Here is a 22045-nt window from a genome sequence, read left to right as displayed (position 1 = left end):
CTCAGAGAACAAAGTACAAAATACAGAGTACAATGAATGTGGCTTTATCCTCCTTCCATTGGATAAAGCTTTAAATTTAAAATGCTCAGCTTCACTCTACTCTCTACTCTGTCTTATAAACGGTTCCATTCCATCAGGAAATCTTGAACTCGCACATCCAATACAATTGGTGTTATCTTGAACTGGCCAATTTACATATCCATTCCACTTTCTTCTTGGACAATCTGTTTTAGTTACAGGACCCCTACAGCCTAATTTAAACATGCATCCATCTTCACCAAATTTTTTTGCGAAAATTCCTCTATCAAAATATCCTCTTCTTGTGCAATTGTCATGAATAGTTGACCCATAAAATAAGATTGGCCTACCTTCACTATCAAGCTTAGGCATTCCAAAAGCAGCTAAATGTGCAATAGTTCCAACAACCCAATCTGGATGACAGGGGCATCCTGGCAATTTTATGACCTCACGACTTAATACATCTGCTGCACTTTTACTTAAAGATGGATTAGGTTTAGCTGCGGAAATGCCTCCATTAGATGCACAAGTTCCCACAGCTAAAACATACTTTGCTTTTTCTCCAGCCATTTTTACAGCCTCTAATGCCGTAATGGATTTTCCATTATAATTAGCCACTATATTATAGGCACCATTTTCCTTAGTAGATACAGCACCATCAAGCAACAATATAAATTCAGTATTTAGTGTATCTAAAAAAGTTTCAAAAGCAAATTCTCCCTCTGAAGTCATCAGTGTATTGTTATAAGTTAAATTAACTAACTGTTTTAAAATGTAATCTAATCCTGGATTTTCGCTATTAAAAAAAGAAATGATATTTCCTGAACACCCAGTCACTTCAAGCCACATGGCATTTAACTTTTTTACTTGGCCATCATTAATTAACGCTGATGCTTCCTGAGCTAGACTTTTTGCACTTAACTCTTTTTCTTTGATCATTGGACATTGACTTTTGATATTTACACTCATAATTACTCCATAAATTAATGATACATCTATACTATTTATATATTTAACTTGTTTTTAATATGCCTATATTATATTCAAACTACATTATTTCAAATAAAATTTAGGGTTACATTCCCAAATGACAAAGCTTTTGGAATGTAACCCTTACATCTATCTAATTAATTTTGTTTTATTTCATTCATTTCTGCGGCTGTCGCCTTTAGCTCTTCTGAGCTTGCTATAATTTCTTCACTAGTAGCTGCAGTTTGATTTATAGCTTCCGTGATAGTATCAAATTTACCTATAGTATCTTTTACTGAGTCCATAACATCCAGGTTAAATTTAGCCACACTATCAGTCTTGTTTAGTAATATATACATTAAATCATTCATGTCATTTATATTTTCTCCGATCTGTTTCAGCCTTTCTATTACTTTCATTGTATCATCTACAGTTGAACTTGCTATTTCTCTACCAGATGATACTTTTTCATTATTTTTAGAAATTGACAGTTTAACTGTATCTATTTCATTTTTGAATTCATTAATTATAGTTGTTATGTTTTCAAGTGATCCTCTTGTATTCTCAGCAAGTTCTCTAACTTCATTAGCTACAACTGCGAATCCTTTACCAGCTTCCCCTGCCCTTGCCGCCTCTATACTCGCATTAAGTGCTAATAAATTTGTCTCTTCTGCAATATCATTTATATTAGATATTATTCCATAGACTTCATTGGACTTTTCTTCAAGTTTTACAACTGAAGCATAGTTATGCCCTGAACTTTTATCTATGATCTCAATTATTTCAAGCAACTTCTTTAAAGCCTCTTCATTTTTGTTTGACATATCAATTAAATTTGATGAGTGCTCTTGAAGCATTTTAGTTTTTGAAGATACTCCCTTATTTACATCTAATAGTTCATCCAATATCTTTGTATTTTTCGTTGATTTTTCTAATACTCCGTTGGTACTATTACTTATGTATTGGCTATTTGATGCGATTTCCTGTATTCCGCTATTTTCCTCTTCAATAGCAGCCGCCAATGCGTCACTTGAATTTAATATAATTTCTGCAAATTGTGATATTTTATTAAAAAGACCAGAAACCTTCTTATTTTTTTCATTTACTTCCTTTTCCTCAGCATCAACTTTCTTAAGTATATCGCTTGCTAGATATGTGAGCAGCAAGATTCCAAATGATACAAAACATATAACAATAGATCTTACAACAGTTTCTCTTAAAATAAACTGCTTGTCTGGTACAAAAAAAGAATCTATTTTAAATAAAATAACATTACATATTAAACTTAGTGCAATAGATAATACTACCATCTTAACATCTAAAAACAATGCTGCTAAAACAATAAAGTAGAACACTAAAACCCAAATCTCTTTCGATGGTGTCAATACGCTTAAAAATATATAATTTATGTAACATATTAAAATTAATATCATATTTAAAGCCTTAAAATACTTTTGCCATTTTTCAGGCTTGGTTGTTTGTTTATACATAAAAATTAATACAATTAATTCTATCGCTATAACACCTGCAAATATAAAAAGATTATTCCATTTCATTTCTCTTCCACTATAAACGCCTATAAGCCTTAAAAGCATAAGAAAAAAATCAGCTGAAATTACACTTATTGAATACAATATTACTACTATTTTCAAAACTTTTTTTTGATATTTGACTACTAGCCTTGTACTATTTTCCATAAATTATCCTCCAAACTCTTAGCATTTGTATAAAACAGCAGACATTGTATATCCTACAGCTACTGAACAGAATATAATAAGATCTCCTTTTTTAAAGCCTTCTATTTTTAATCTATCATCTAATGCCATAAAAGGGCTTGTACAGCCAGTGTAACCATACTTATAGCCTACAAAAGTAGATTTTGAAAGTTCAACTCCCATTTTCTCCAATGTTAAATCTAAGTCACCCTTTGAAAATTGTGACATAAAGTAATGGCTTATATCTTCCGGATTATAATCATTATCATTTAGCAATCCAGTTAAGAGTTTTACCCATTCATCGGATAAAATATCAAAGTCAAATGGTTCCCACATAAACTTTTTATCATATTCTTTGATTTCGCTTTTTGTAATTTTAGATAATCCACATACTGGGAATCTCGTGTATCTATTAAAAGATGAATCAGTTAAAACTTTATAATCAAGCATTCCTCTTTCTTCTTCTTCTTCCTTTACCTCTAGAACCACAGCAGCTCCACCATCAGAAAAACATGCATAGCCAACTATATCATCTTCTCTAGCAAATGGACTCATTAACATTGCGCCAACAACCAAGAATCTTTTATACTTTTTATCAGTCTTTAAATACCTTGAAGCAACATCTATTCCCGTTATCATTCCTATGCAATTGCTATTCACATCAAACACATTTGTTGCATTTTTAGCATCTAGACCATCTCGAATCAAAACTGCACAACAAGGCAAAAGATACTCCGGAGTATCTGAAACTGATATAATCCCGTCAATATCAAGTGCCGTTAAATTTGCATTATCTAAAGCTTTCTTCGCTGCCTCTAATCCCATACTTAAACTGGTATCATCCTTTTCTCCTAAAGTCCTAGTATTTCTTCCTAATCTTTCAGTTAAAATTTCGGCTTGTCTAGACATTCCGTATTTTTCAAAATGTTTTTTAAAATACTCGTTTTCAACTATTCTTTTAGGATGATATGTGCCTACTCCAACAATATGAACATTTCTATACATGTAAAGTCTCCTTCTTTATATTTTCATAAAATAACAAATGGCATTACTAATTACTTTTTCGTTTATTTAATCAAAAAAATAATATATCTGGTAAAAATAATTCTTTTACCAGATATTGATGTATTAGCACTAAAGATAAATTACAAACACAGCTTCCTTTAGTTCATTAAAAATTAATGCTTATAAACTTATCAGCATGCTCGGCTATAAACTGCATAAATGCCATACCCATTGCAAAAAAACTTAAAAACACTGATAAAATTATAGCTCCTGTATCATATTTAATATTTTCATCTTTATTCATTATATAAGCAGTAATTATTTCAATTCCTATAAAGATTAAAATAAGAGGCCAAAGCGATAATATAAAATAGTAATTTATGCTAGGAAAAAATATTTTTAGCAAATACAATACACCAAAGATTATAAGCAATAATCCCGTCGTAAATGTGCCTACTCTATGTTTTCTATTCATCACTATCGCTCTCCCTTTTTTTTCCTATAATAAGCTTTATTCCTATAATAATTATTGCAGCGCTTATTACTATTCTAGGGACAATTCTTGACACGTTAAAAATAACCTCATATATTTCCTGTGGTATAAATTGGCTTAAAGTGTTCATAAAAGTATTCCACAACGCATAGCATCCTAAAATTAAAATCACTATTCCTACAAATAATCTTCTTTTCTTAAGTATATTATTGTCAAATTTCAGCATATCATCAGCATTTAATAAATATCTATCCTTAATATTCAAAAATTCCTCTTCTCTTAAATTACACTTATTTAAGCAATCAAAGAATGCATAACACCAAATCAAAAGAGCAATATAAAGAAGTGAGCCTATATTTAAAATATTTGCAAGAAATACAACGAACAAAAACTCTGCCATAAACGAAATACCTATTTTCATAAATCCCAAATACATGTGCCCCGCCCCTGGAAAAAACGAAAAAATGAAAGCCAAAAATTTACTTTTTTTATTTTGCATGCTTAAAAACCTCCATATTAATTATTTTCTGAGAAAAATCAGTTAGTTTAGTATTAATGGAACTTACTATATTTAAATTCGGAGTATTCACATATTTTTTCATGTGCTCATTACTAACAATGTTAAATATATTTGAAAAAGTAATTACAATTGCAACACAAACTGCAATTCCCACTTTAAACGAATAAAACATAAAATCCCTTCTAACTTGTTTATTTTTTTCTATTTTACTTTGAACTTCCTCTTCAAAACCTAAAGGAACATTTACAAGTTCATTATCATCAAAGCTATTTGCAAAGCAATCTGCACACTTTTCGCAATCACAAATATGTTCAGATACTAAAAGCATATCATCATCACTTAAATTTCCTATTTTTAATTTTTCTATAGTCACTACACTTAAATGACCATTTTCATCAAATAATGTACTTTTCATATAACTTCCTCCTTCCATAAAGCTTTAAGCAATTTTTTTGCTCTATAAAGCTGAGTTTGAAGAGTTTTTAGATTTTGAGCTGTATTTTTAGATATATCTGACAGCTTAATATTTTCACAAAAATAACTTAACGCCACCGTCTTGTAAGGTTCTTTTAGCTTGTTACATAAATTTTTTATTTTGTCTGCATCATACTTTTTCATAACAATATCTTCAGGTAGATCTCCACAATCCTCCAAATACTCACAATCATCATCAGACAAGTTATGTACTGCCCTTGCAGGACTTCTAAGAAAATCTTTGCATTTATTTGCAGCAATTTTAGTAATCCAAGCCTTAAAATTTTCACCATCAAACTTTTCATAGTTTTTATAAGCAGTTAAAAAAGTTTGCTGGGCTAAATCTTCAGCATCAAAGTAATTTTTAGTAAAGGATAAACAAATAGTAATGATTAACCGCTCGTACTTTTTTATATAGTTTGCAAACTGTTCATTTTCAATGATTATCACCGCCTTTTTTATCCTTACACTTATTATAACGATTAAGAAATAAAAAACACTTCAATGAAAATCAAATAAACTATCTATCTTCCGGTTCAACATGAACAATAACATGTCTTACATTAAAATCTCTTTTGAGAACCATTTCTACTTGCTCTGTTGTCTTATGGCTTTCACCAACTGTTAGCCTTGGATCGACAGCTATTACAATGTCTGTCAAAATGTTATTTCCATGAACCCTAGCCTTTATGTCTCTAACTTTTTTAACTTCTTTAATTGAATTTATACTTTTAACCATTTCATCTAGCTTATTCCTATCAAAACCATCAGTTAAATTATGCACAGACTCCTTAAAAATTTCATACCCAGTTTTGCATATTATAATTCCTACAATTATTGATGCTGCTGGATCTATCCATGGGTATCCAAATTGTGAAGCTATTATTCCAACGGCAGCTCCAATACTTACAAGGGCATCTGAAAGATTATCCTTTGCTGCTGCCATTAAGGCCTGACTATTTATCTTAATTGCAGTTTTTTTATTATACACATAGACAAAATATATTATTGCAGCGCAAATAACCGCAATTACCGCTGAAGTTATCTCAGGAGCTTTAGCCTTGAAAAAAACAGCTGAATAAATCCCATTATAAATTACATCAATACCTACTGCTATCATTATAATAGCGGCCACTAGGGCTGCTATTGTTTCAGCCCTCAAATGACCATAGCTATGATCTTCATCAGCAGGCTTTCTAGCTATCTTGAGACCAATTATGATAGCCAATGATGATATTATATCTGTTGAATTGTTGAGTCCATCAGCCGTAAGAGCTTTTGAATGAGTTAGATATCCCATAAAAAGCTTTAAGGCTGATAAAATTATATATACTATTAAACTAATGCTTGCACCTCTTTGCGCAATTTTAAGATTTTTATAATTTTCTTCCATAACATTACTCCTTAAAAGTTTATACAGTTATTATTCCTATAAATTTTTAAAATAAAGCTAGATAAAAAAAATGTTGATAAAAATTTATGTCATTATAGATGAGCTTTGTTTTAAATAAGTAATTTCTTTTGTCCCTATTTAAAACAAGGACTAAAATAAATAATTGTGAATTATATGATTGTACACAAAAAAAAATTATGCTATTATAAGGATAATTAATAATTTTTTAGTCGTTTCACGAATTTATAGCTAAATCATCTAAAATTCAAAAGATTATTTAAGAATATATCACAAAAAAACTAAGGAGGCAAAAATATGAGTACAAAAACTTTTTTTAAAGGTGCTACCCTTATATCAGGAACAGGAAGTGCTGCAATAAAAAATTCAGGCTTACTTATAGAAAATAATAAAATAAAAAAGGTAAGTTCTGCTGATGACTTTCATTTAGAAAGCAATACAACAATTGTTGACTTATCCGGAAAAACCATAATGCCTGGAATGATTAACTGTCATGTACATATAACTATGGAACCAGTTGGTGATCCATTCGCGCAAAAACAATCTGATGCTACAATTGCTTTTCATGCAGCTGCAAATGCGAAAAAATATTTAAAAGCCGGTGTTACATATGTAAAAGATATGGGAGCCCCAAATTTTATAAACATAGATATTAGAGATGCTGTTAACAGTGGTCTTATTGAAGGTACAAGAATCCTTGCATGTGGTAAATGCTTAACCATGACAGGTGGACATGGCTGGCAAATGGGAAGAGAATGTGACGGCGTAGACGAGGTAAGAAAAGCTGCAAGAGAACAACTTAGAGCAGGCGCTGATTTTCTAAAAATAATGGCAACAGGCGGCGTTATGACTCCAGGTGTAGAACCAGGTTCACCACAGCTTAACCAAGATGAAATAGAAGCTGCTGTTATAGAAGCTCACAAAGTAGGTAAGAAAACCTCAACTCACGCACAAGGTGCTACAGGAATAAAAAATGCTGTTTTGGCTGGCATTGATTCTGTAGAACATGGAATTTATTTAACCGATGAAATTATTGATCTTATGTTAAAAAAAGGAACATATCTAGTTCCTACACTGAATGCTCCATATTTTATTGTTGAAAATGGTATAGAAGCCGGCATACCAGCTTACATGGTAGAAAAATCAAAGCGCGTTATTGAAGATCATACAAGAAGCTTCCAAAGAGCAAAGGCTGCTGGCGTAAAAATTGCTATGGGAACTGATGGAAGCACTCCATTTAATGGACCAGAAAAAACTGCTTTTGAATTAAATCTAATGGTTAAAGCTGGATTAACTCCTATGGAAGCAATAGTTGCCTCAACAAAATCTGCTGCCGAACTTTTAGGAGTTGATGCTGATTTTGGTACTCTTGGAACTGGAAAAACTGCTGACTTTATTGTATTAAACGAAAATCCTCTTCTTAACATTGATACTTTAATGAATGTTGCTGAAGTTTATAAGGATGGTAAAAAAATAATATTTTAATTTTCAAATAAGAAATGAGTTACACTCTAATGAATGTAACTCATTTCTTATCATTTTTGTATAAAATCGAAGCCGCCTGTGATTTTTTATAATCCAAATTCCACTGCTTATATTTGCTGTCATTGCGATGATTTACAAGCTTAAAGTTTTCTTTTAAAAATGCACCAAAATCTTTAGTAACCTTATCAGCTCCCCATATATTTAAATGACTGGAGTTGTTCATATCATTTTTAAAATCAAAGTTTATTGCTTTTAACTTATCCTCATCATTGTAATCTACAACTGGAATATTATTCTTTTGGGCAATTTCCTTCACCTTATTAACCATCTTCTGCGGATCTTGCACCCAATTTTTCATTTCTTTTACGCTTTGGTAATCATAAGGAGTATCAATAAAAACTAGTTTAAATCCTTCAGACTTGGATAATTCAATAATTTTGTTTAAGTATTCTCCCGTTTTAGCCGGTATTTCTGATGTTTCAGAAGTTTTTACCACCTTTGAATTATTTTTTCCATACCTAAGAGTTCCAGCCTCAAAACCTTTCTCATAATAGTATTTAGAGGCATCATAATTTATGTCATCTGAAGTTAGTTCTTTCCATCTTTCATGATACTCTAGTATTGGAAATATATAACTAATTCTTGTCTTAAATGGTATGCAATTTTCAATAGCATCAAGCTTATTACGAGAAAATTTCATATTATCAAGTACATTTCTTATATAACCTTCATCACCATATTCATCTGTCAATCCTAAATAGTAAAGATCAACTACCACTATAGGATTTTTATGAACTTTTAAAACTTCCTTTAATAAATAATATGTAACATCTATAGGCTGACCACCTGTTGCATAATTATAACTTGTTATTCCATATTGATGCCATAAAACATTTGGATCAATACCGCCATTCATATGGCTTGACCCCATTAACACTACATCGTAGCTATCATTAGTGTTCTTGTATAATCCATCAATTAATTTACCTCTTTGACTTGTTTTTACCACAAATATAGAATTTACAATAATCATAATAAAAATCAATAATACAACAAAAGTTAAACCTTTTATAATTACTTTTTTAACCACAGGTATTCCTCCTAAAATTGAAAATATATAAACTGCTGAGGATTGTATTCAGGTCCATAAACTCCAAATATTATTATAATTACCACAATCGCTAAATATACAGACCATCTTGCTGCTATGTTTTTATCCTTCAGTTCTTTGTATAAAATATTCTTCCTCTGTAAAAAGTTCACTGCAAGAATTACAGCTATACCAAGCAAAGAAATGATAAACTCTTTATAAGTAAGTCCTAAATTATAAAGAGAACCATCTGTAAATACCCAAGGATTAAAATAAAACATATTTTTTATTAACTTAACAGCTGTTGAAAGGGTATTAGCTTTAAAAAATATCCATGCAAAGTCCACAAGTATAAAAGTTATTAAAACTTGAGAACATTTATACCAAATAGCCTGATCATTAATTTTTAATTTTTGTACCACTTTATTTTTTAATGGCTCTAAAATCTTTTCTACAACTTGATAAACTCCATGTAAAGTTCCCCAAACTATAAAATTTAAAGCAGCTCCATGCCATAGTCCACTAACAATAAATACAATCATAATATTTCTATAATTTTTTATTTTACTGCACCTATTGCCACCAAGTGGTATATAAAGATAATCCTTGAACCATGAGCAAAGTGTAATATGCCATCTCCTCCAAAATTCTCTCACTGATTTTGAAAAATATGGTCTTTCAAAATTTCTTGTAAGCTCAAAACCTAAAACTCTTGCTACTCCTATTGCCATATCTGAATATCCTGAAAAATCGCAATAAATTTGAAATGTAAAGAATATAGATGCAATAACTACATTGAATCCCTTATAAGTATCCGGATTAGAAAACACTGTATCTACTAATTTACTTAACCTATCTGCAACTACTAATTTTTGAAAAAGACCCCACAAAATTAAAAGTAACCCACTTTTTACTTTTTCATAATTAAATGAATGTTTTGCTTCAAATTGACTAAGCATATGTTTTGCTCTTTCTATAGGTCCTGCAAGCAATTGAGGAAAAAATGCTATAAACAGTGCATACTTGGCCAAATTTTTTTCTGCTTTTATTTTCCTTCTATACACATCTATAATATATCCTACTGCCTCAAAGGTATAAAATGATATGCCTACAGGTAATGCAAGTCCTAATTTAGGCATATTTATATAAATATGCACTGAAGCAAGTGCTTGCTTGGCAATATCCATAAAAAAATCATAATATTTGAACAAAAATAAGAACCCTATATTACATAAAATACTTCCTATTAAAACACTTTTTTTTACTTTTTCACTTTGCTTTTTATCCGATGCTTCAATAAGCAATCCACTTAAATAACTGATAAATGTTGTTCCCAAAAGTAATATGATATATTTAGGATGAGACGTTTGAAGGTAAAAGTAATAGCTTGATATAAGAATCCATATCCATCTTACTTTATGTGGTATTATGTAGTAAACAGTAGTTACTAAAAAAAAGAATACTAAAAACTCTAATGAATTAAATTGCAAATTAAACACCTAATTTCTACATCAATATTTAAATTATGACTTTTTATGGTTTAAAAATTTTATCCTATGTAGCCCAATATTATTTTATTTTATATTTATGAATTAAAGATTACATAATTAATAACAAATTGATAACAAACTGATAACAAATTGATAACACAATTCTTAGCTTACCACTTTAAAAATTAAAAATCAACTGCTTATATAACTTCTATAATTGATTTAAAACACAGCTTACAGCTTATATTGGGACCTATACTTTTGGCAAAAGTAAAGGCATCTATAGTTTTAACTTTGATGCTTTATTAGGCAAGCCTAAAAATCTAAAATTAGTAGCAAAACTTGAAAATCCAAGATACCTAATTATAAATAAAAATAATACTCATCTTTATTCTGTATTAAGCTCAGGAAATATTGATGGTTGTGCTTCCTTTTCAATAGATGAAAATGAGGACTATCTATTCACTGCTGCATTGTAGCTCCTGATAATAATTATATATGCATAAAATTTTTATAAAGCATTTGTAATTATCTTAAATTTATATTATAATATTTGAGGTAATAATTTAATAAAGACAGTTCGTTCGTACCATCCTGTCTATAAACAAAACTAGGGCTTAAGACAAAATAATTTATTATGTCTATTTAGAGCGCTTATGCGCTTTTTTATTTGCCTTTTTTGTGTATAGGATGTTATAACGCTGCACTTAGGAGGCAAAAATGTCAAACAAAAATTTTTCTTCAACTAAAAAAATAGCATTTTCTGGACTTGTAATAGCTCTTTATACAGTTATTATGTATTTTACTCAAGGATTTTCTTTTGGTCAGTATCAAATAAGACTAGCTACAGCTATGTATTCACTTAGTGCAATAACTCCAGTTTTAATAGTTCCGCTAGGTCTCGCAAACCTCATATCCAATACTATTATGGGAGGTATGGGGATTTACGATATTATAGGTGGATGTCTTGTTGGAATAATAACCAGCAGCATCGTATATGCTATAAAAAGACTTGGAATGAATGATTGGTTTATAATACTTCCTATAATACTTGGTCCCGGACTTTTAGTTCCAATTTGGCTTTCTTTTACACTTAATGTTCCTTATACCGTACTAGCTATAAGCTTGTGTATAGGTCAAATTATACCTGCAATTTTAGGAGTTATTTTATTAAAGCAGCTAAAAGACAAAATTTAAAAAATGCCAGGTAACAGCATTGAAGAATACCAAACTTAAATAGATAGGAGATTTTTTATATGGAAGGTAGAACTGAAAAAGAAAAAGAAGGAATAACCCTTCTTGGAAATCAAGGCACAAAATACAATTACAATTATAACCCAGAGATATTAGAGACTTTTGTTAATAAGCATCCTGGCAATGATTATTTTGTAAAATTCAATTGTCCTGAATTTACAACTTTATGTCCAATAACAGGTCAACCTGATTTTGGTACTATTTATATATCCTATGTTCCTGATAAAATAATGGTTGAAAGTAAATCTTTAAAACTTTATCTTTTCAGCTTTAGAAACCACGGCGACTTTCACGAGGACTGCGTAAACATAATAATGAAAGACTTAATTAAACTCATGAATCCTAGATACATCGAAGTTCAAGGGAAATTTAAACCTAGAGGTGGAATTTCTATTGACCCTTATGCTAACTACGGTATGGAAGGCACTAAGTGGAAAAAAATGGCGGAGAAGAGACTATTTTATCATGATATGTACCCGGAGAAAATAGATAACCGATAATATTACTGGTTGTTTCACTAAATATAAAGAATGCGAAGTAACAATGCTTCGTCGCGTTAAAAAAACTCTATAAATCTAAGTGGTGAATTTAAGTGAGTACCTGCTCAGGGTATAGAAGGATAACGATCATACACGAGGTTTGGGATATAATCCCATTATCCTTCTTTAACTTGTATTACGCATATATATATATTAGCCCATGCCCCGTGCATGTTTACTCGCTGGAAAAATGCTCAGACAATTGAAATATCTAAGTATTTTATGATTTTTTAACCAAGATTTATTAGAGTTTTTTTTAATCGTTCCTTCTATTGTTTCCTGTTTTACAATATTCATGCCAACTCCTACTTCAGCACTGCTTCCTTCATATCTAAAAAATCTAATTCTTGCATTAGGTAAAAATATGCTTGGATTCTCAGCAAATAATAGCACCGCTGCAATAGTTATTCTAGGTCCATTTTTGCTTCTCCTAGCTAATCCTCTTGCATAAAGAAGTTTTTCATAATCATTTCCTGAATATTTAACTGCTTGTGCATAACTTTTAGGTACATCTCCATCTAAATCTTCCATAGTACACTCTTCTATTATCTTATCTTCAAAAAGTCTTTCACCTTTATCATATTCAAGATTTAATCTTTGATCAAAATTAAGCTTTTTATTTTCATCTCCAACTCTTAATAAAACTTCATCTGATGTAGTTTTATGTACCTTATCTATGCTTGGTTCAACATTTATAAGAAGTATTTTGTCTTTAACTCCATTTTCTTTAGTTATACCAATAAACTCATAAGTTACTTTAACAGCCGGTATACATTTATCAAAACTACACTGTATAAAATCATTTATTTTTATATTTCCCTGACTATTTATACCTACAACTTTGCCATCTTCAATACCTATAGCCATTGTTCCGCCATCAGCATTAGCAAATGCAATTATTGTTTCTGCTAACTTATTTATTTGTATTTTTGATGATTTTCTATCAAAGTACTGGCCTTCACCAATATTTATAATTTCTTCTAATGACATCTTAGTATTCATATAAGATTAATCCTCCTTTCCCCGTTTCAAGTAAACTTAGAAAAGTTTCAAGTAACTTACCATTTGTGTTAAGTAGATTATATTTTAATTCAAACCTCAATGCAAATTTAATTCGTCTCTATCCTAACTTTACTTCCTCCCATACCAGCTTCAGCTGGGCTTACAATAAGCTTTACTGGCATTCTCTCCTTTATTGTTTCAAGATGGCTTATCAATCCTATAGATAACTTGTCATTATGAATTTTCTCCAAAGAATCCATTACAACTTCAAGTAAGTTATCATCAAGAGTTCCAAAACCTTCGTCAAGGAAAAATAGTTCTAGTGGTGCAGTTCCTTTAAGCTGTATTTGTGCGGACAGTGCTAGTGCTAAAGCTAGTGAGGTTACAAAAGTCTCGCCTCCAGATAATGTAGAAGCATCTCTCTCTGCTCCGCCATTTTTATAATCCCTTATTATGAATTTTCCGTTGTCATCAACTTCTAATCCATAGTTGCCACAGGTAATTTCCTCAAGTCTTTTGCTTGCCTCTATGGATATATATTTAAGCTGATTTGCAGCCACAAACTCAACAAATTTCTTTCCCTTAAATAACTTTTCAAGATCATCCAAAAGGCTTAATTTGTGATCAAGCTCCTGTCTTTGCTTAACAAGCTCCTTTAATTCTGTAAGCTTTTCATTTATCCTTTTAACTTCCTCTTGAAATTTTACCGCAGCAGCTTCAAACTCTTTTAATTTACTTTCTTTTTCAAGCCTTGCATTTTGTATTTCAAGCCAGGTTTCCTCTGTTAAATTTCTTCCACTTATCTTGTTTTTGAGATTTTCCAAAGCACCAGATAGCTTTAAAACTACATTTTTGTATTCTTCAATTTCAAGCTTTAGCTTTTCAATTTCAATTTTCCTCATGATACTGTTTTTAACCTCAAGTACATCTTCAAACTTTTCTTCTTCAAGTACTTTATTAAGATTTTCTTTGTCATTTAAACTTCTACTTGTTAAATTTGTAAGATTGCTTTGAACAGATACTATATCATTATTACATTCATTATACTGTTCCTCTATCTCATTTTTCTGCTTTTCCACGGCTCTATAATTTTCAGTTATTAATTTTATTGCCTCATCTATTTGTATTTGAAGTCCTTCTAAGTTCGTTTCATTTCCAACCTTGCTTATTATACTTGCCTGTTTTTCTTCTATATTTTTATTTCTTTCCAAAACAGCAGTTTTATTTTCACTTAGTTTTTCTTTTAGCTTTCCTAGATTATTATTCAAGCTTTCCTTTTTTTCCTGCATCAAATTAAGATTATTCCTAAGTTTTTTTAAGATTTCTTCAACTTTAGCTCTTTCTTTTTCTTTCTCAAGAATTTCTTTATTTTTTTCATTGAAATCATCAATATTAAGCTCATCCTTTAAAAATTGAAGTTTGGTTTGAGTTTCTTCTACCTCTTTACTTACTGTTTCAAGCTCACCATTTAATTTTTCTAACTGAGCATCATTTTCACTTTTAATAGTAACTTCTCTGCTGTACTCAATTTCAAGTGAGTTCTTTTCTTTATTTAATAAATTTAATTTGCCTTCAAGTTCTGCTTTTTCTGCATTGAATTTTTCTAATTCATCTTTTAACTTTTTAAATTCGCCTTCAATTTCAGATACAGAATAAGCTTTAAATTCTTCTCCAAGCAAATTAATTCTTTCTTTATAACCCTGTGAATTTTCTTCTTCTATTTTAATATTAGCCTCAAGCTTTATAATTTCAGAATTTAAGCTTTCATATTGTGATTTACTATTTTCTAAGTTATTCTTAAATTCTTCAAGCTTGCCTAAATCCACAATTTTTATGTTTTCTGTAATATGATGAACAGCTCCACATACAGGACAAGGTTCACCATCGATCAAATTTTTTCTTAAAGTTTGTGCTAAATTCTCAGTTTCTATTTTATGAATAGCTTCTTCAAATTCTTTTATATTATTTTCTATAAGTTCCTTTTGCAATTTCGATTTACTTAGCTTTTCTTTAAAAGAGCCTATATTTTCAGCAGACTTATTTAAGCTTTTGCTGTACTCTTCATGTTTGTTCCACTTATCTTTTACCTCTGCCAGCTTTATTTGAAGATTTAAAAGCGTATCTTGATTTCCCGGGCAATTTGCATTTATCTTTTCTAACTTAGTTTTTATAGTATTTAAAGTTTCATCCTTTTCCTTAATGCTTTTAGATAAAATTTCAGATTTCTTATTTGAATTTTCTATAGTAAGCTTAGCAGTTTCAATATCTTTAACTAAACTACTTTTTCTCTTAAAGCCATTTTTATAATCATTTAAAATAACTATACCTTCATTAACCTTTTTCTTGTAGTCCTCTGAAATCTTTAATTCCTCTAACTTTTTTTCTCCTCTGCCGATAGTACTAGCTGTTTTATCCATAGCAGCTTTATTGTCATCAATATCTTTTTCTGTCTTTTGTGCTGAATTTTCAAGATTATTAGCTTCCTTTTCCAAGGCAATTTTCTCATTTAATAATCTATCTAATATGCTTTTTTCAGCTATAGCATCAATAACTTTCTGCTTTTTCACACTTAATTCTGGTAGTTCTCTATCTTTCTTTTCACTTATGTAATTAAAACTTTCACTTATCTTTTGCTTGTTTTCTTTTATAATTACTATTTTATTTTTTAAGCTTTCAATTTTATTGTTTGAATTTTTTATATCCTGAATAGTCTTTTCATAGCTGTCAATATAAGGCTTAACTTTAAGTGCACTTTCACCCTTAATGACTTTAATTTGCTTTTCCTTAATTTCAGGTTCTTTCTTTTTAAGTTCTTCCTGCTTTAAAGTATTAGCCTTAAATTCATGTTGAAGCTGCCACAATTCCCTAGCCTCATTAAACTTTTCTTCCGCAGTTTTAAGTTCCTTTTTATAGATTTCACAGTTTTCCTTACTTTCAGAAAGTTTTTTATTGATCTCCTCAAGTTTTTCTTCGCTTATATCTTCATAGCCTTTAAACTGACCTTCAAGTACATTTGATTTTTGTCTTTCTGCTTTAATTTTCGACATCAATTTATACGAAAGCTCATCGCCATATTTTTGAAGATTAAATAGCCTTTCAAGCATGTTTCTTCTGTCTTTTCCCTCTAGCTTTAAAAACTCGCTGAATTTTCCCTGTGGAAGCACTACAGTTCTTGTAAAATCCTCTAGTTTAAGTCCTATTATTTCTTCGCACTTTTCAGTTACAAGCTTTGCACCTTCTTCAAGTATGTTTTCAGCTCCATCCGTTATATCAACTATTTTCGCAGACTTGCTTCTTACGCTTCCTGTTCTGTTATCTCTTCTAAATTCTCTATCTACTACATACCTCTTCACTTCACTGCCTGATATTCGAAATTCATAGCTTACGTTTAAGCTGCTGCAATTAGTGTTCATGTAATTTGAGCTTTTTCTCGCCACCTCACCATAAAGTGCAAGAGTAATTCCATCCAAAATTGATGATTTTCCGCTTCCAGTAGGTCCAAATATGCCAAAAAGACCTTTCTCTGTAAGCTTTTCAAAATCAATTTCTTGAGTTTCTATAAAACTGTTTAATCCTTTTATTTTAAGCTTAATTGGCTTCATTGTCCCCCTCCTTCTCATCTACAATAGACATTAGCAAATCCACTACCTCTTCCTGCGGCTCAACTTTTCTTTCTTTCAAATAAAATTCTTTAAATATTTCTTCAAAGGATTTTTCCGAAAAGCTATTTACATCAAACTTTTCATCGTCTTTTCCAACTATTTTAGGCATAATTTCAAGTATGTCTTTTTTAGTGCTTTTCATTTTCTTTATTTCATCTTCTCTTATGTACCTATCCGTTGTTATCTCAAGATATACCCAGCAGTCCTTATCCTTATTTTCTTCACACCTTTCAATAGCCGCCTCTATACTTTCGCACTTCCAAACCTCTATTGGCTTATAAACTTTAAATTCAACTTCTTCAATTTTGCATTCTTCATGAGCTTTTACATCTACAATAAAACATTTCTTTTTAAAATTGATTTCCTTCTTATTATATTGAAGTGGTGAACCAGAATATCTAGCTTTTTTATTTGTTCCTGGCACTAATTGAGGTTTATGTACATGTCCAAGTGCAATATACTGAGCCTTTTCTGGAAAACATCCTCCATCTACAATAAAGCTTCCGCCAAGCTGAACGTTTCTCTCTGAACCAGCTTCTTCACTGCCCATTGTAAATAGATGTGACACAACAAGATTTATAGTGTCATCTCTAAATCTGGAACCAAGCTTATCAAATAATGCCTTTATCCTTTCACCATAGGTTTTAGCTTTTTCCTCTTCCTCATCCATTTCTCCGTACAATACTTCATTTAATCTCTTTTCACTTGGATATGGAACTGTTAAAATTACAGCCTTTTCATCTTTTATTTGTAATTCAATAAATCCTTCTCCCGATTCTAAAACCTCTGAGTTTCCATACTCACCAACCTGGACTATAGATTTTGGTGTGCCAACCATTATAATCCCATGATCTCTTGCAAGAGGTCCTGCCGCAACAAGCCTCTCTGGATTGTCATGATTTCCAGCTATAACAAGAGTTGTTCTCTCACCATTTGCCGATATTTTCTTTAGTGTATCGTAAAACATTCTTTCCGCCCTTGCTGGAGGGTTTGAATTATCATAAATATCTCCTGCAATAACCACTATATCTATATTATTTTCCTGCACAATTTCAACGAAATCCTTAAGAAAAGCTTCCTGCTCATCCATACGACTGCAGCCTTCTAAATTTTTACCAAGGTGCCAGTCAGAAGTGTGGAGTATTCTCAATTAAATCAGCTCACTTTCTATATAATAATGCTTGCAATTTTTATATTAGCTATTTTTTAGTTTTTACAAGTAACAAAAAAATACTAAGAGTACAAAGTACAGAGCACAGAGTACAATGAAGGATGATTTTCTTCCACTTTGCTACAGAAAATCTAAAACTTATTGCTGACGCCAGTTTAAAATAAAGTCCTATTGACTCGTTCAGTCAGCTGAACATAGTCTTTATGTTTTTATATAATTTTAGATTTATCTGACGTAAGGAAGATAAATCAACCTTCACTGTGCAGTGTGAACTGTGAATTGTGCATTGGCTTAAACATATCAAATTATTATTACTGCTCTCTTTATTTAAACAACTTTAAAATTTCTTCTTCATTTAAACTTGAAAGATTCTCACCTTTAGAAAGATCATCACTTAAAAGACTTTCCGCAAGCTTTTTCTTTTCCTTTTGCAAAATTACAATTTTCTCTTCAATAGTGCCTTTTGCAATTAATTTTATAACTTCAACTACATTCTTTTGTCCTATTCTATGTGCCCTATCTGTTGCTTGATCCTCAACTGCTGGATTCCACCAAGGATCAAAATGCACAACTACGTCGGCAGAGGTTAAATTAAGTCCAGTTCCCCCTGCTTTTAAGCTTATAAGGAAAACAGAATTTTGCCCAGAATTAAAGGCTTCAACCATTTCCATTCTCTTCTCGGATGGTACACTTCCATCGAGATAACTGTAATCTAAATTTTCTACTTTTATTCTTTTAGCTATATTTTTAAGGACAGAGGTAAACTGCGAAAATACAAGAACTCTGTGCCCCTCATCTATGCTGTGAAGTAGAAGCTCTGTGAGTGCTTCAATTTTAGCACTTGTTCCTGTGTAATTTTCCATAACAACCGATGGATCAAGGCAAATTTCTCTAAGCTTTGTTATGTAAGCAAGTATCTCTATTTTGCTGTTTTTAAATTCTTCTTCCTTAACTTTCTTTTGAATTAAATTAACTGCATGCTTTGCATATGTGGAATAAACCTTCTTTTGCTTTTCCTCCATATCAACTGTCATTATTTTTTCTATTTTATCTGGAAGTTCTTTTACAACATCCTTTTTCTTTCTCCTCAAAATAAATGGCTTTATAAGTCTATTTAAATCCTCGATAACCTCTGGTTCTTCTTTGAGTTTTTTGTAGTATCTAACGCTGAATCTTTTTTCATCGTATAAATATCCTGGCATTAAAAAATCAAATATAGACCAAAGCTCCATAACAGAATTTTCTATTGGTGTTCCAGACAATGCAAATCTATTTTTAGATTTTATTTTTTTAACTGTCAATGCATTTTGAGAGTGTGAATTTTTTATATACTGTGCCTCATCAATTATGCAGTAATCAAATTCAATGCTGCTGTATAAATTTAGGTCACGTTTTAAAAGATTGTAGGTGGTTATAACTGCATCATACTTTTTTATATTTTTGAGTATCTCTTCTCTTTCCCCTTTGCTCCCATTTACCGCTGCAACCTTCATGTCAGGAGCAAAGGTCTCAAATTCCTGCTTCCAGTTGTATACAAGGGAGGTTGGAACTACGATTAAAGACTTTTTTCCTAAATTAGATAGCAAAAATGCAATGGTTTGAAAGGTTTTTCCAAGTCCCATTTCGTCTCCCAGTATTCCTCCAAAACCAAGATAATCAAGAGTTTTAAACCAGTTAAAACCAACCTCTTGATATTTTCTTAAGCTGCCCTTTAAATTTTTAGGAACTTTAAAAGTCAATTCATCTATATTTTTTAGCTTATCTCTTATTTTTTTAAGTTCACCTTTACCTTTAATGTATCTAATTTTATTTTCTTCAAGATACTCATCAAGATATATTCCCCTGCTTTTAGATATTTCTATGTGATTATCCTTTACTTCTTTTGGTGAAACCGCATCTAGAAGCTTTAGGAATTTTTTAAGTTCAAGCTGCTCTAAATCCAGAAATTCTCCACTTTTAAGTCTGTAATATTTAATTTTATCCCTAAAAGCTCTAAGTATTGCTGTTGTTTCTGCTGGAGGTACATCATCTATTTTAAAATCCATTTCAAAATAATTGTACTTTCCAGTTCTTATATCTCCAACTATGTTTTTAGAATTGATATTTTTTATTCCCTTGAAATTTTCAGAATAAAACACCTCTCCCAGCCTTTGGAGCCTATCTATTTCAGTTTTAAAAAATCTAAAAATGTAATCATCGCCCCATTTAAGATGGAATTTATTCTTTTCTCTTTCAAAACCAAGCGTCCTTACGGTTTCTAACACTTCAGTTTCTTTTTTAGAATCCCTATATATAACTTTTTCTGTGCAATCTTCAAATATGTTAAATTCAAATTCTCCATATTTAACCTTTGTAGTAAGCACCACATCTTTCCCCGATTTATCAAAATAAAATTTAAATTCACTTTTCGCCATGACTACTTTATCTCTTACAGCCTTAGATAATTTTATATTCTGAGATAATAAATTCAACTTTGGGATAAGCTTTCTGAGCACTGTATCTTCTCTTGCTGCTGGAAGCATTATAGAGTTAGCCTTATTAAATACACGAAAATATGGCTCTAATTTTTCACAGTATTCATAACTTGGAATATATATGGTAAGTCCATATAAAAATGCCGTGCCTTTTGAATTTAAAGTCAGAGGCATTCCTCCTGGCACTTCTAAAATATACTCATCATTTTTATTATTTATTTGAAAAGGCAAATCCGGATTACCTTCTACTATCTCAGCTTCAATGGTTCTAAATTTAAAACCTTCATTTAAATAAACTCTATGTTCCTTTATAGTTTCAAAAAATTCTCTTACAAGATAATCTGGTATATGTACGTATTTTCCATCAACAGCAAGCTTTTTATTTCTGCTTTTGTAACCAGAACTCCCATCAATGTTTACAAGCATTTGAATGAAATCTATAAGCTTCTTATCCTTTGCCTCTAACTTTTGCTTCTTCAAATTTAATGTAAGATTTTTACCATAGGTTATTGGTACATTGTGATAAATAGCTGCAAAAAAACTATTTATATCCTTTAATACATACAAAGCGCCAGAATTCATTGAGTGAAGCCCTATTTTTAGTTCAAAAGAAAGCTGACTATTCCATTCATTTCTATTTATATAAACCTCTATTTTTAAGTCTTCTTTTCCTTCTTCATCCCCCAAAAGTATACTAAGGGCATCTTCTAAATTTTGGGTTTTAGTTAAGGATTTCTTTTTAAATGCAGGCTGCCGAACAAGTTCATCTAGGGACTTATAAAAAGTGGCAGCAAGGTGTTTACAGCAGTAATTATCCTTTTTACCTTCATTATTCTCATAATCCATACAAGTGCAGTAGGTTGACACTATTTTCTTGTTCAAAGCATCTATTTCTATTTCAGTGTCATATTCATTAAAAAGGCTTTCCGATATAACCTTTCCACTTACATATATCAAATCATCTTCATCATGAATATCACAGGCTGAAACTAAATCGTTATTTAAAACTCTAATTCCCTTAGTACCATTCTTTCCACTAGTTTGGGTGTTAAACATCTGGAGCAGTTCATTTTTGTTCATTGTATTCTCCTTGATAATAGGTATTTGTAATACATTATTATATCACAAAATGAATTGCTTCACTAAAATCCATAGTATTGAATATAAATCAAGATAATCCATTTAACTTAGCATAAAATATGATGGTAAAAAAGAATCTACGAATTATTTACCTCTATCATTGAAAAATATAGTTGAAATTTCAACTATTGTA

The 22045-nt window shown here is 30.7% G+C and carries 18 protein-coding genes; 4 read left to right on the top strand and 14 right to left on the bottom strand.

Annotated features, from left to right (window positions below):
• Positions 1–96: 96 nt before the first annotated feature.
• From LQK79_RS02605 to LQK79_RS02570, 8 genes are all read right to left on the bottom strand, one after another.
• Positions 97–987, bottom strand: coding sequence for a hydrogenase small subunit (locus LQK79_RS02605; protein ID WP_231015418.1), 891 nt, complete (start codon positions 985–987; stop codon positions 97–99).
• Between the two features lie 158 nt (positions 988–1145).
• A complete protein-coding gene (locus tag LQK79_RS02600; RefSeq protein ID WP_231015416.1) occupies positions 1146–2684 on the bottom strand; it encodes a methyl-accepting chemotaxis protein in 1539 nt (512 codons plus the stop codon).
• A gap of 18 nt (positions 2685–2702) precedes the next feature.
• Positions 2703–3707: a 3-oxoacyl-[acyl-carrier-protein] synthase III C-terminal domain-containing protein gene (locus LQK79_RS02595; protein ID WP_231015415.1), complete on the bottom strand. Its 1005-nt coding sequence runs from the start codon at positions 3705–3707 to the stop codon at positions 2703–2705.
• A gap of 166 nt (positions 3708–3873) precedes the next feature.
• Positions 3874–4182 carry a LiaI-LiaF-like domain-containing protein gene (locus tag LQK79_RS02590; protein WP_231015413.1) on the bottom strand — a complete coding sequence of 103 codons (309 nt, stop codon included), beginning with the start codon at positions 4180–4182 and terminating at the stop codon, positions 3874–3876.
• Positions 4175–4699, bottom strand: coding sequence for a hypothetical protein (locus LQK79_RS02585; RefSeq protein ID WP_053240729.1), 525 nt, complete (start codon positions 4697–4699; stop codon positions 4175–4177). Before LQK79_RS02585 ends, LQK79_RS02590 begins: the two co-directional genes overlap by 8 nt.
• Positions 4689–5135 carry a hypothetical protein gene (locus tag LQK79_RS02580; protein ID WP_053240730.1) on the bottom strand — a complete coding sequence of 149 codons (447 nt, stop codon included), beginning with the start codon at positions 5133–5135 and terminating at the stop codon, positions 4689–4691. The genes LQK79_RS02585 and LQK79_RS02580 overlap by 11 nt, the downstream gene beginning before the upstream one ends.
• On the bottom strand, positions 5132–5644 hold the full coding sequence (locus LQK79_RS02575) for an RNA polymerase sigma factor (RefSeq protein ID WP_053240731.1): 513 nt from the start codon (positions 5642–5644) through the stop codon (positions 5132–5134). The genes LQK79_RS02580 and LQK79_RS02575 overlap by 4 nt, the downstream gene beginning before the upstream one ends.
• 70 nt (positions 5645–5714) lie before the next feature.
• Positions 5715–6587: a cation diffusion facilitator family transporter gene (locus LQK79_RS02570; protein WP_231015411.1), complete on the bottom strand. Its 873-nt coding sequence runs from the start codon at positions 6585–6587 to the stop codon at positions 5715–5717.
• A 315-nt stretch (positions 6588–6902) separates the two neighbouring features.
• On the opposite strand from LQK79_RS02570, the gene LQK79_RS02565 reads away from it, so the two are divergent.
• The gene (locus LQK79_RS02565; protein WP_053240733.1) at positions 6903–8090 is read left to right on the top strand and encodes a metal-dependent hydrolase family protein; all 1188 of its coding nucleotides are present in this window, start codon (positions 6903–6905) and stop codon (positions 8088–8090) included.
• 40 nt (positions 8091–8130) lie between these two features.
• Here the strand turns inward: LQK79_RS02565 and LQK79_RS02560 are convergent, their stop codons facing one another.
• Together LQK79_RS02560 and LQK79_RS02555 are read right to left on the bottom strand one after the other, a co-directional pair.
• Positions 8131–9180 carry a hypothetical protein gene (locus tag LQK79_RS02560; RefSeq protein WP_053240734.1) on the bottom strand — a complete coding sequence of 350 codons (1050 nt, stop codon included), beginning with the start codon at positions 9178–9180 and terminating at the stop codon, positions 8131–8133.
• Between the two features lie 11 nt (positions 9181–9191).
• The gene (locus LQK79_RS02555) at positions 9192–10679 is read right to left on the bottom strand and encodes an MBOAT family O-acyltransferase (protein WP_231015410.1); all 1488 of its coding nucleotides are present in this window, start codon (positions 10677–10679) and stop codon (positions 9192–9194) included.
• Between the two features lie 236 nt (positions 10680–10915).
• Between LQK79_RS02555 and LQK79_RS21155 the strand changes: the two genes are divergently transcribed.
• From LQK79_RS21155 to queF, 3 genes are all read left to right on the top strand, one after another.
• Positions 10916–11149: a beta-propeller fold lactonase family protein gene (locus LQK79_RS21155; RefSeq protein WP_407928507.1), complete on the top strand. Its 234-nt coding sequence runs from the start codon at positions 10916–10918 to the stop codon at positions 11147–11149.
• 241 nt (positions 11150–11390) lie between these two features.
• On the top strand, positions 11391–11867 hold the full coding sequence (locus tag LQK79_RS02550) for a QueT transporter family protein (RefSeq protein WP_053241180.1): 477 nt from the start codon (positions 11391–11393) through the stop codon (positions 11865–11867).
• A 59-nt stretch (positions 11868–11926) separates the two neighbouring features.
• The gene (queF, locus tag LQK79_RS02545) at positions 11927–12424 is read left to right on the top strand and encodes a preQ(1) synthase (protein WP_231015409.1); all 498 of its coding nucleotides are present in this window, start codon (positions 11927–11929) and stop codon (positions 12422–12424) included.
• Positions 12425–12616: 192 nt separating this feature from the next.
• Here queF and LQK79_RS02540 read toward each other — a convergent pair whose 3' ends face one another.
• From LQK79_RS02540 to LQK79_RS02525, 4 genes are all read right to left on the bottom strand, one after another.
• Positions 12617–13465: an AlbA family DNA-binding domain-containing protein gene (locus LQK79_RS02540; protein WP_053241179.1), complete on the bottom strand. Its 849-nt coding sequence runs from the start codon at positions 13463–13465 to the stop codon at positions 12617–12619.
• Positions 13466–13572: 107 nt separating this feature from the next.
• Positions 13573–17067 carry an AAA family ATPase gene (locus LQK79_RS02535; RefSeq protein WP_231015407.1) on the bottom strand — a complete coding sequence of 1165 codons (3495 nt, stop codon included), beginning with the start codon at positions 17065–17067 and terminating at the stop codon, positions 13573–13575.
• Positions 17054–18277, bottom strand: a complete 1224-nt coding sequence (locus LQK79_RS02530; RefSeq protein WP_231015405.1) for an exonuclease SbcCD subunit D — start codon at positions 18275–18277, stop codon at positions 17054–17056. Before LQK79_RS02530 ends, LQK79_RS02535 begins: the two co-directional genes overlap by 14 nt.
• Positions 18278–18621: 344 nt before the next feature.
• Complete coding sequence (locus LQK79_RS02525) at positions 18622–21852, bottom strand: DEAD/DEAH box helicase (RefSeq protein WP_231015404.1); 3231 nt, start codon at positions 21850–21852, stop codon at positions 18622–18624.
• Positions 21853–22045: the final 193 nt, after the last annotated feature.

Source organism: Clostridium guangxiense (assembly GCF_021043395.1).
Classification (GTDB): domain Bacteria; phylum Bacillota; class Clostridia; order Clostridiales; family Clostridiaceae; genus Clostridium_S; species Clostridium_S guangxiense.
This window is presented reverse-complemented; position numbering and strand designations above follow the sequence as displayed.

What these genes read in the sequence shown, in the direction of transcription:
- LQK79_RS02605 (WP_231015418.1), bottom strand. Translation starts at nt 987, where the DNA reads ATGAGTGTAAATATCAAAAGTCAATGTCCAATGATCAAAGAAAAAGAG.
- LQK79_RS02600 (WP_231015416.1), bottom strand. Translation starts at nt 2,684, where the DNA reads ATGGAAAATAGTACAAGGCTAGTAGTCAAATATCAAAAAAAAGTTTTG.
- LQK79_RS02595 (WP_231015415.1), bottom strand. Translation starts at nt 3,707, where the DNA reads ATGTATAGAAATGTTCATATTGTTGGAGTAGGCACATATCATCCTAAA.
- LQK79_RS02590 (WP_231015413.1), bottom strand. Translation starts at nt 4,182, where the DNA reads ATGAATAGAAAACATAGAGTAGGCACATTTACGACGGGATTATTGCTT.
- LQK79_RS02585 (WP_053240729.1), bottom strand. Translation starts at nt 4,699, where the DNA reads ATGCAAAATAAAAAAAGTAAATTTTTGGCTTTCATTTTTTCGTTTTTT.
- LQK79_RS02580 (WP_053240730.1), bottom strand. Translation starts at nt 5,135, where the DNA reads ATGAAAAGTACATTATTTGATGAAAATGGTCATTTAAGTGTAGTGACT.
- LQK79_RS02570 (WP_231015411.1), bottom strand. Translation starts at nt 6,587, where the DNA reads ATGGAAGAAAATTATAAAAATCTTAAAATTGCGCAAAGAGGTGCAAGC.
- LQK79_RS02565 (WP_053240733.1), top strand. Translation starts at nt 6,903, where the DNA reads ATGAGTACAAAAACTTTTTTTAAAGGTGCTACCCTTATATCAGGAACA.
- LQK79_RS02550 (WP_053241180.1), top strand. Translation starts at nt 11,391, where the DNA reads ATGTCAAACAAAAATTTTTCTTCAACTAAAAAAATAGCATTTTCTGGA.
- queF (WP_231015409.1), top strand. Translation starts at nt 11,927, where the DNA reads ATGGAAGGTAGAACTGAAAAAGAAAAAGAAGGAATAACCCTTCTTGGA.
- LQK79_RS02540 (WP_053241179.1), bottom strand. Translation starts at nt 13,465, where the DNA reads ATGAATACTAAGATGTCATTAGAAGAAATTATAAATATTGGTGAAGGC.
- LQK79_RS02535 (WP_231015407.1), bottom strand. Translation starts at nt 17,067, where the DNA reads ATGAAGCCAATTAAGCTTAAAATAAAAGGATTAAACAGTTTTATAGAA.
- LQK79_RS02525 (WP_231015404.1), bottom strand. Translation starts at nt 21,852, where the DNA reads ATGAACAAAAATGAACTGCTCCAGATGTTTAACACCCAAACTAGTGGA.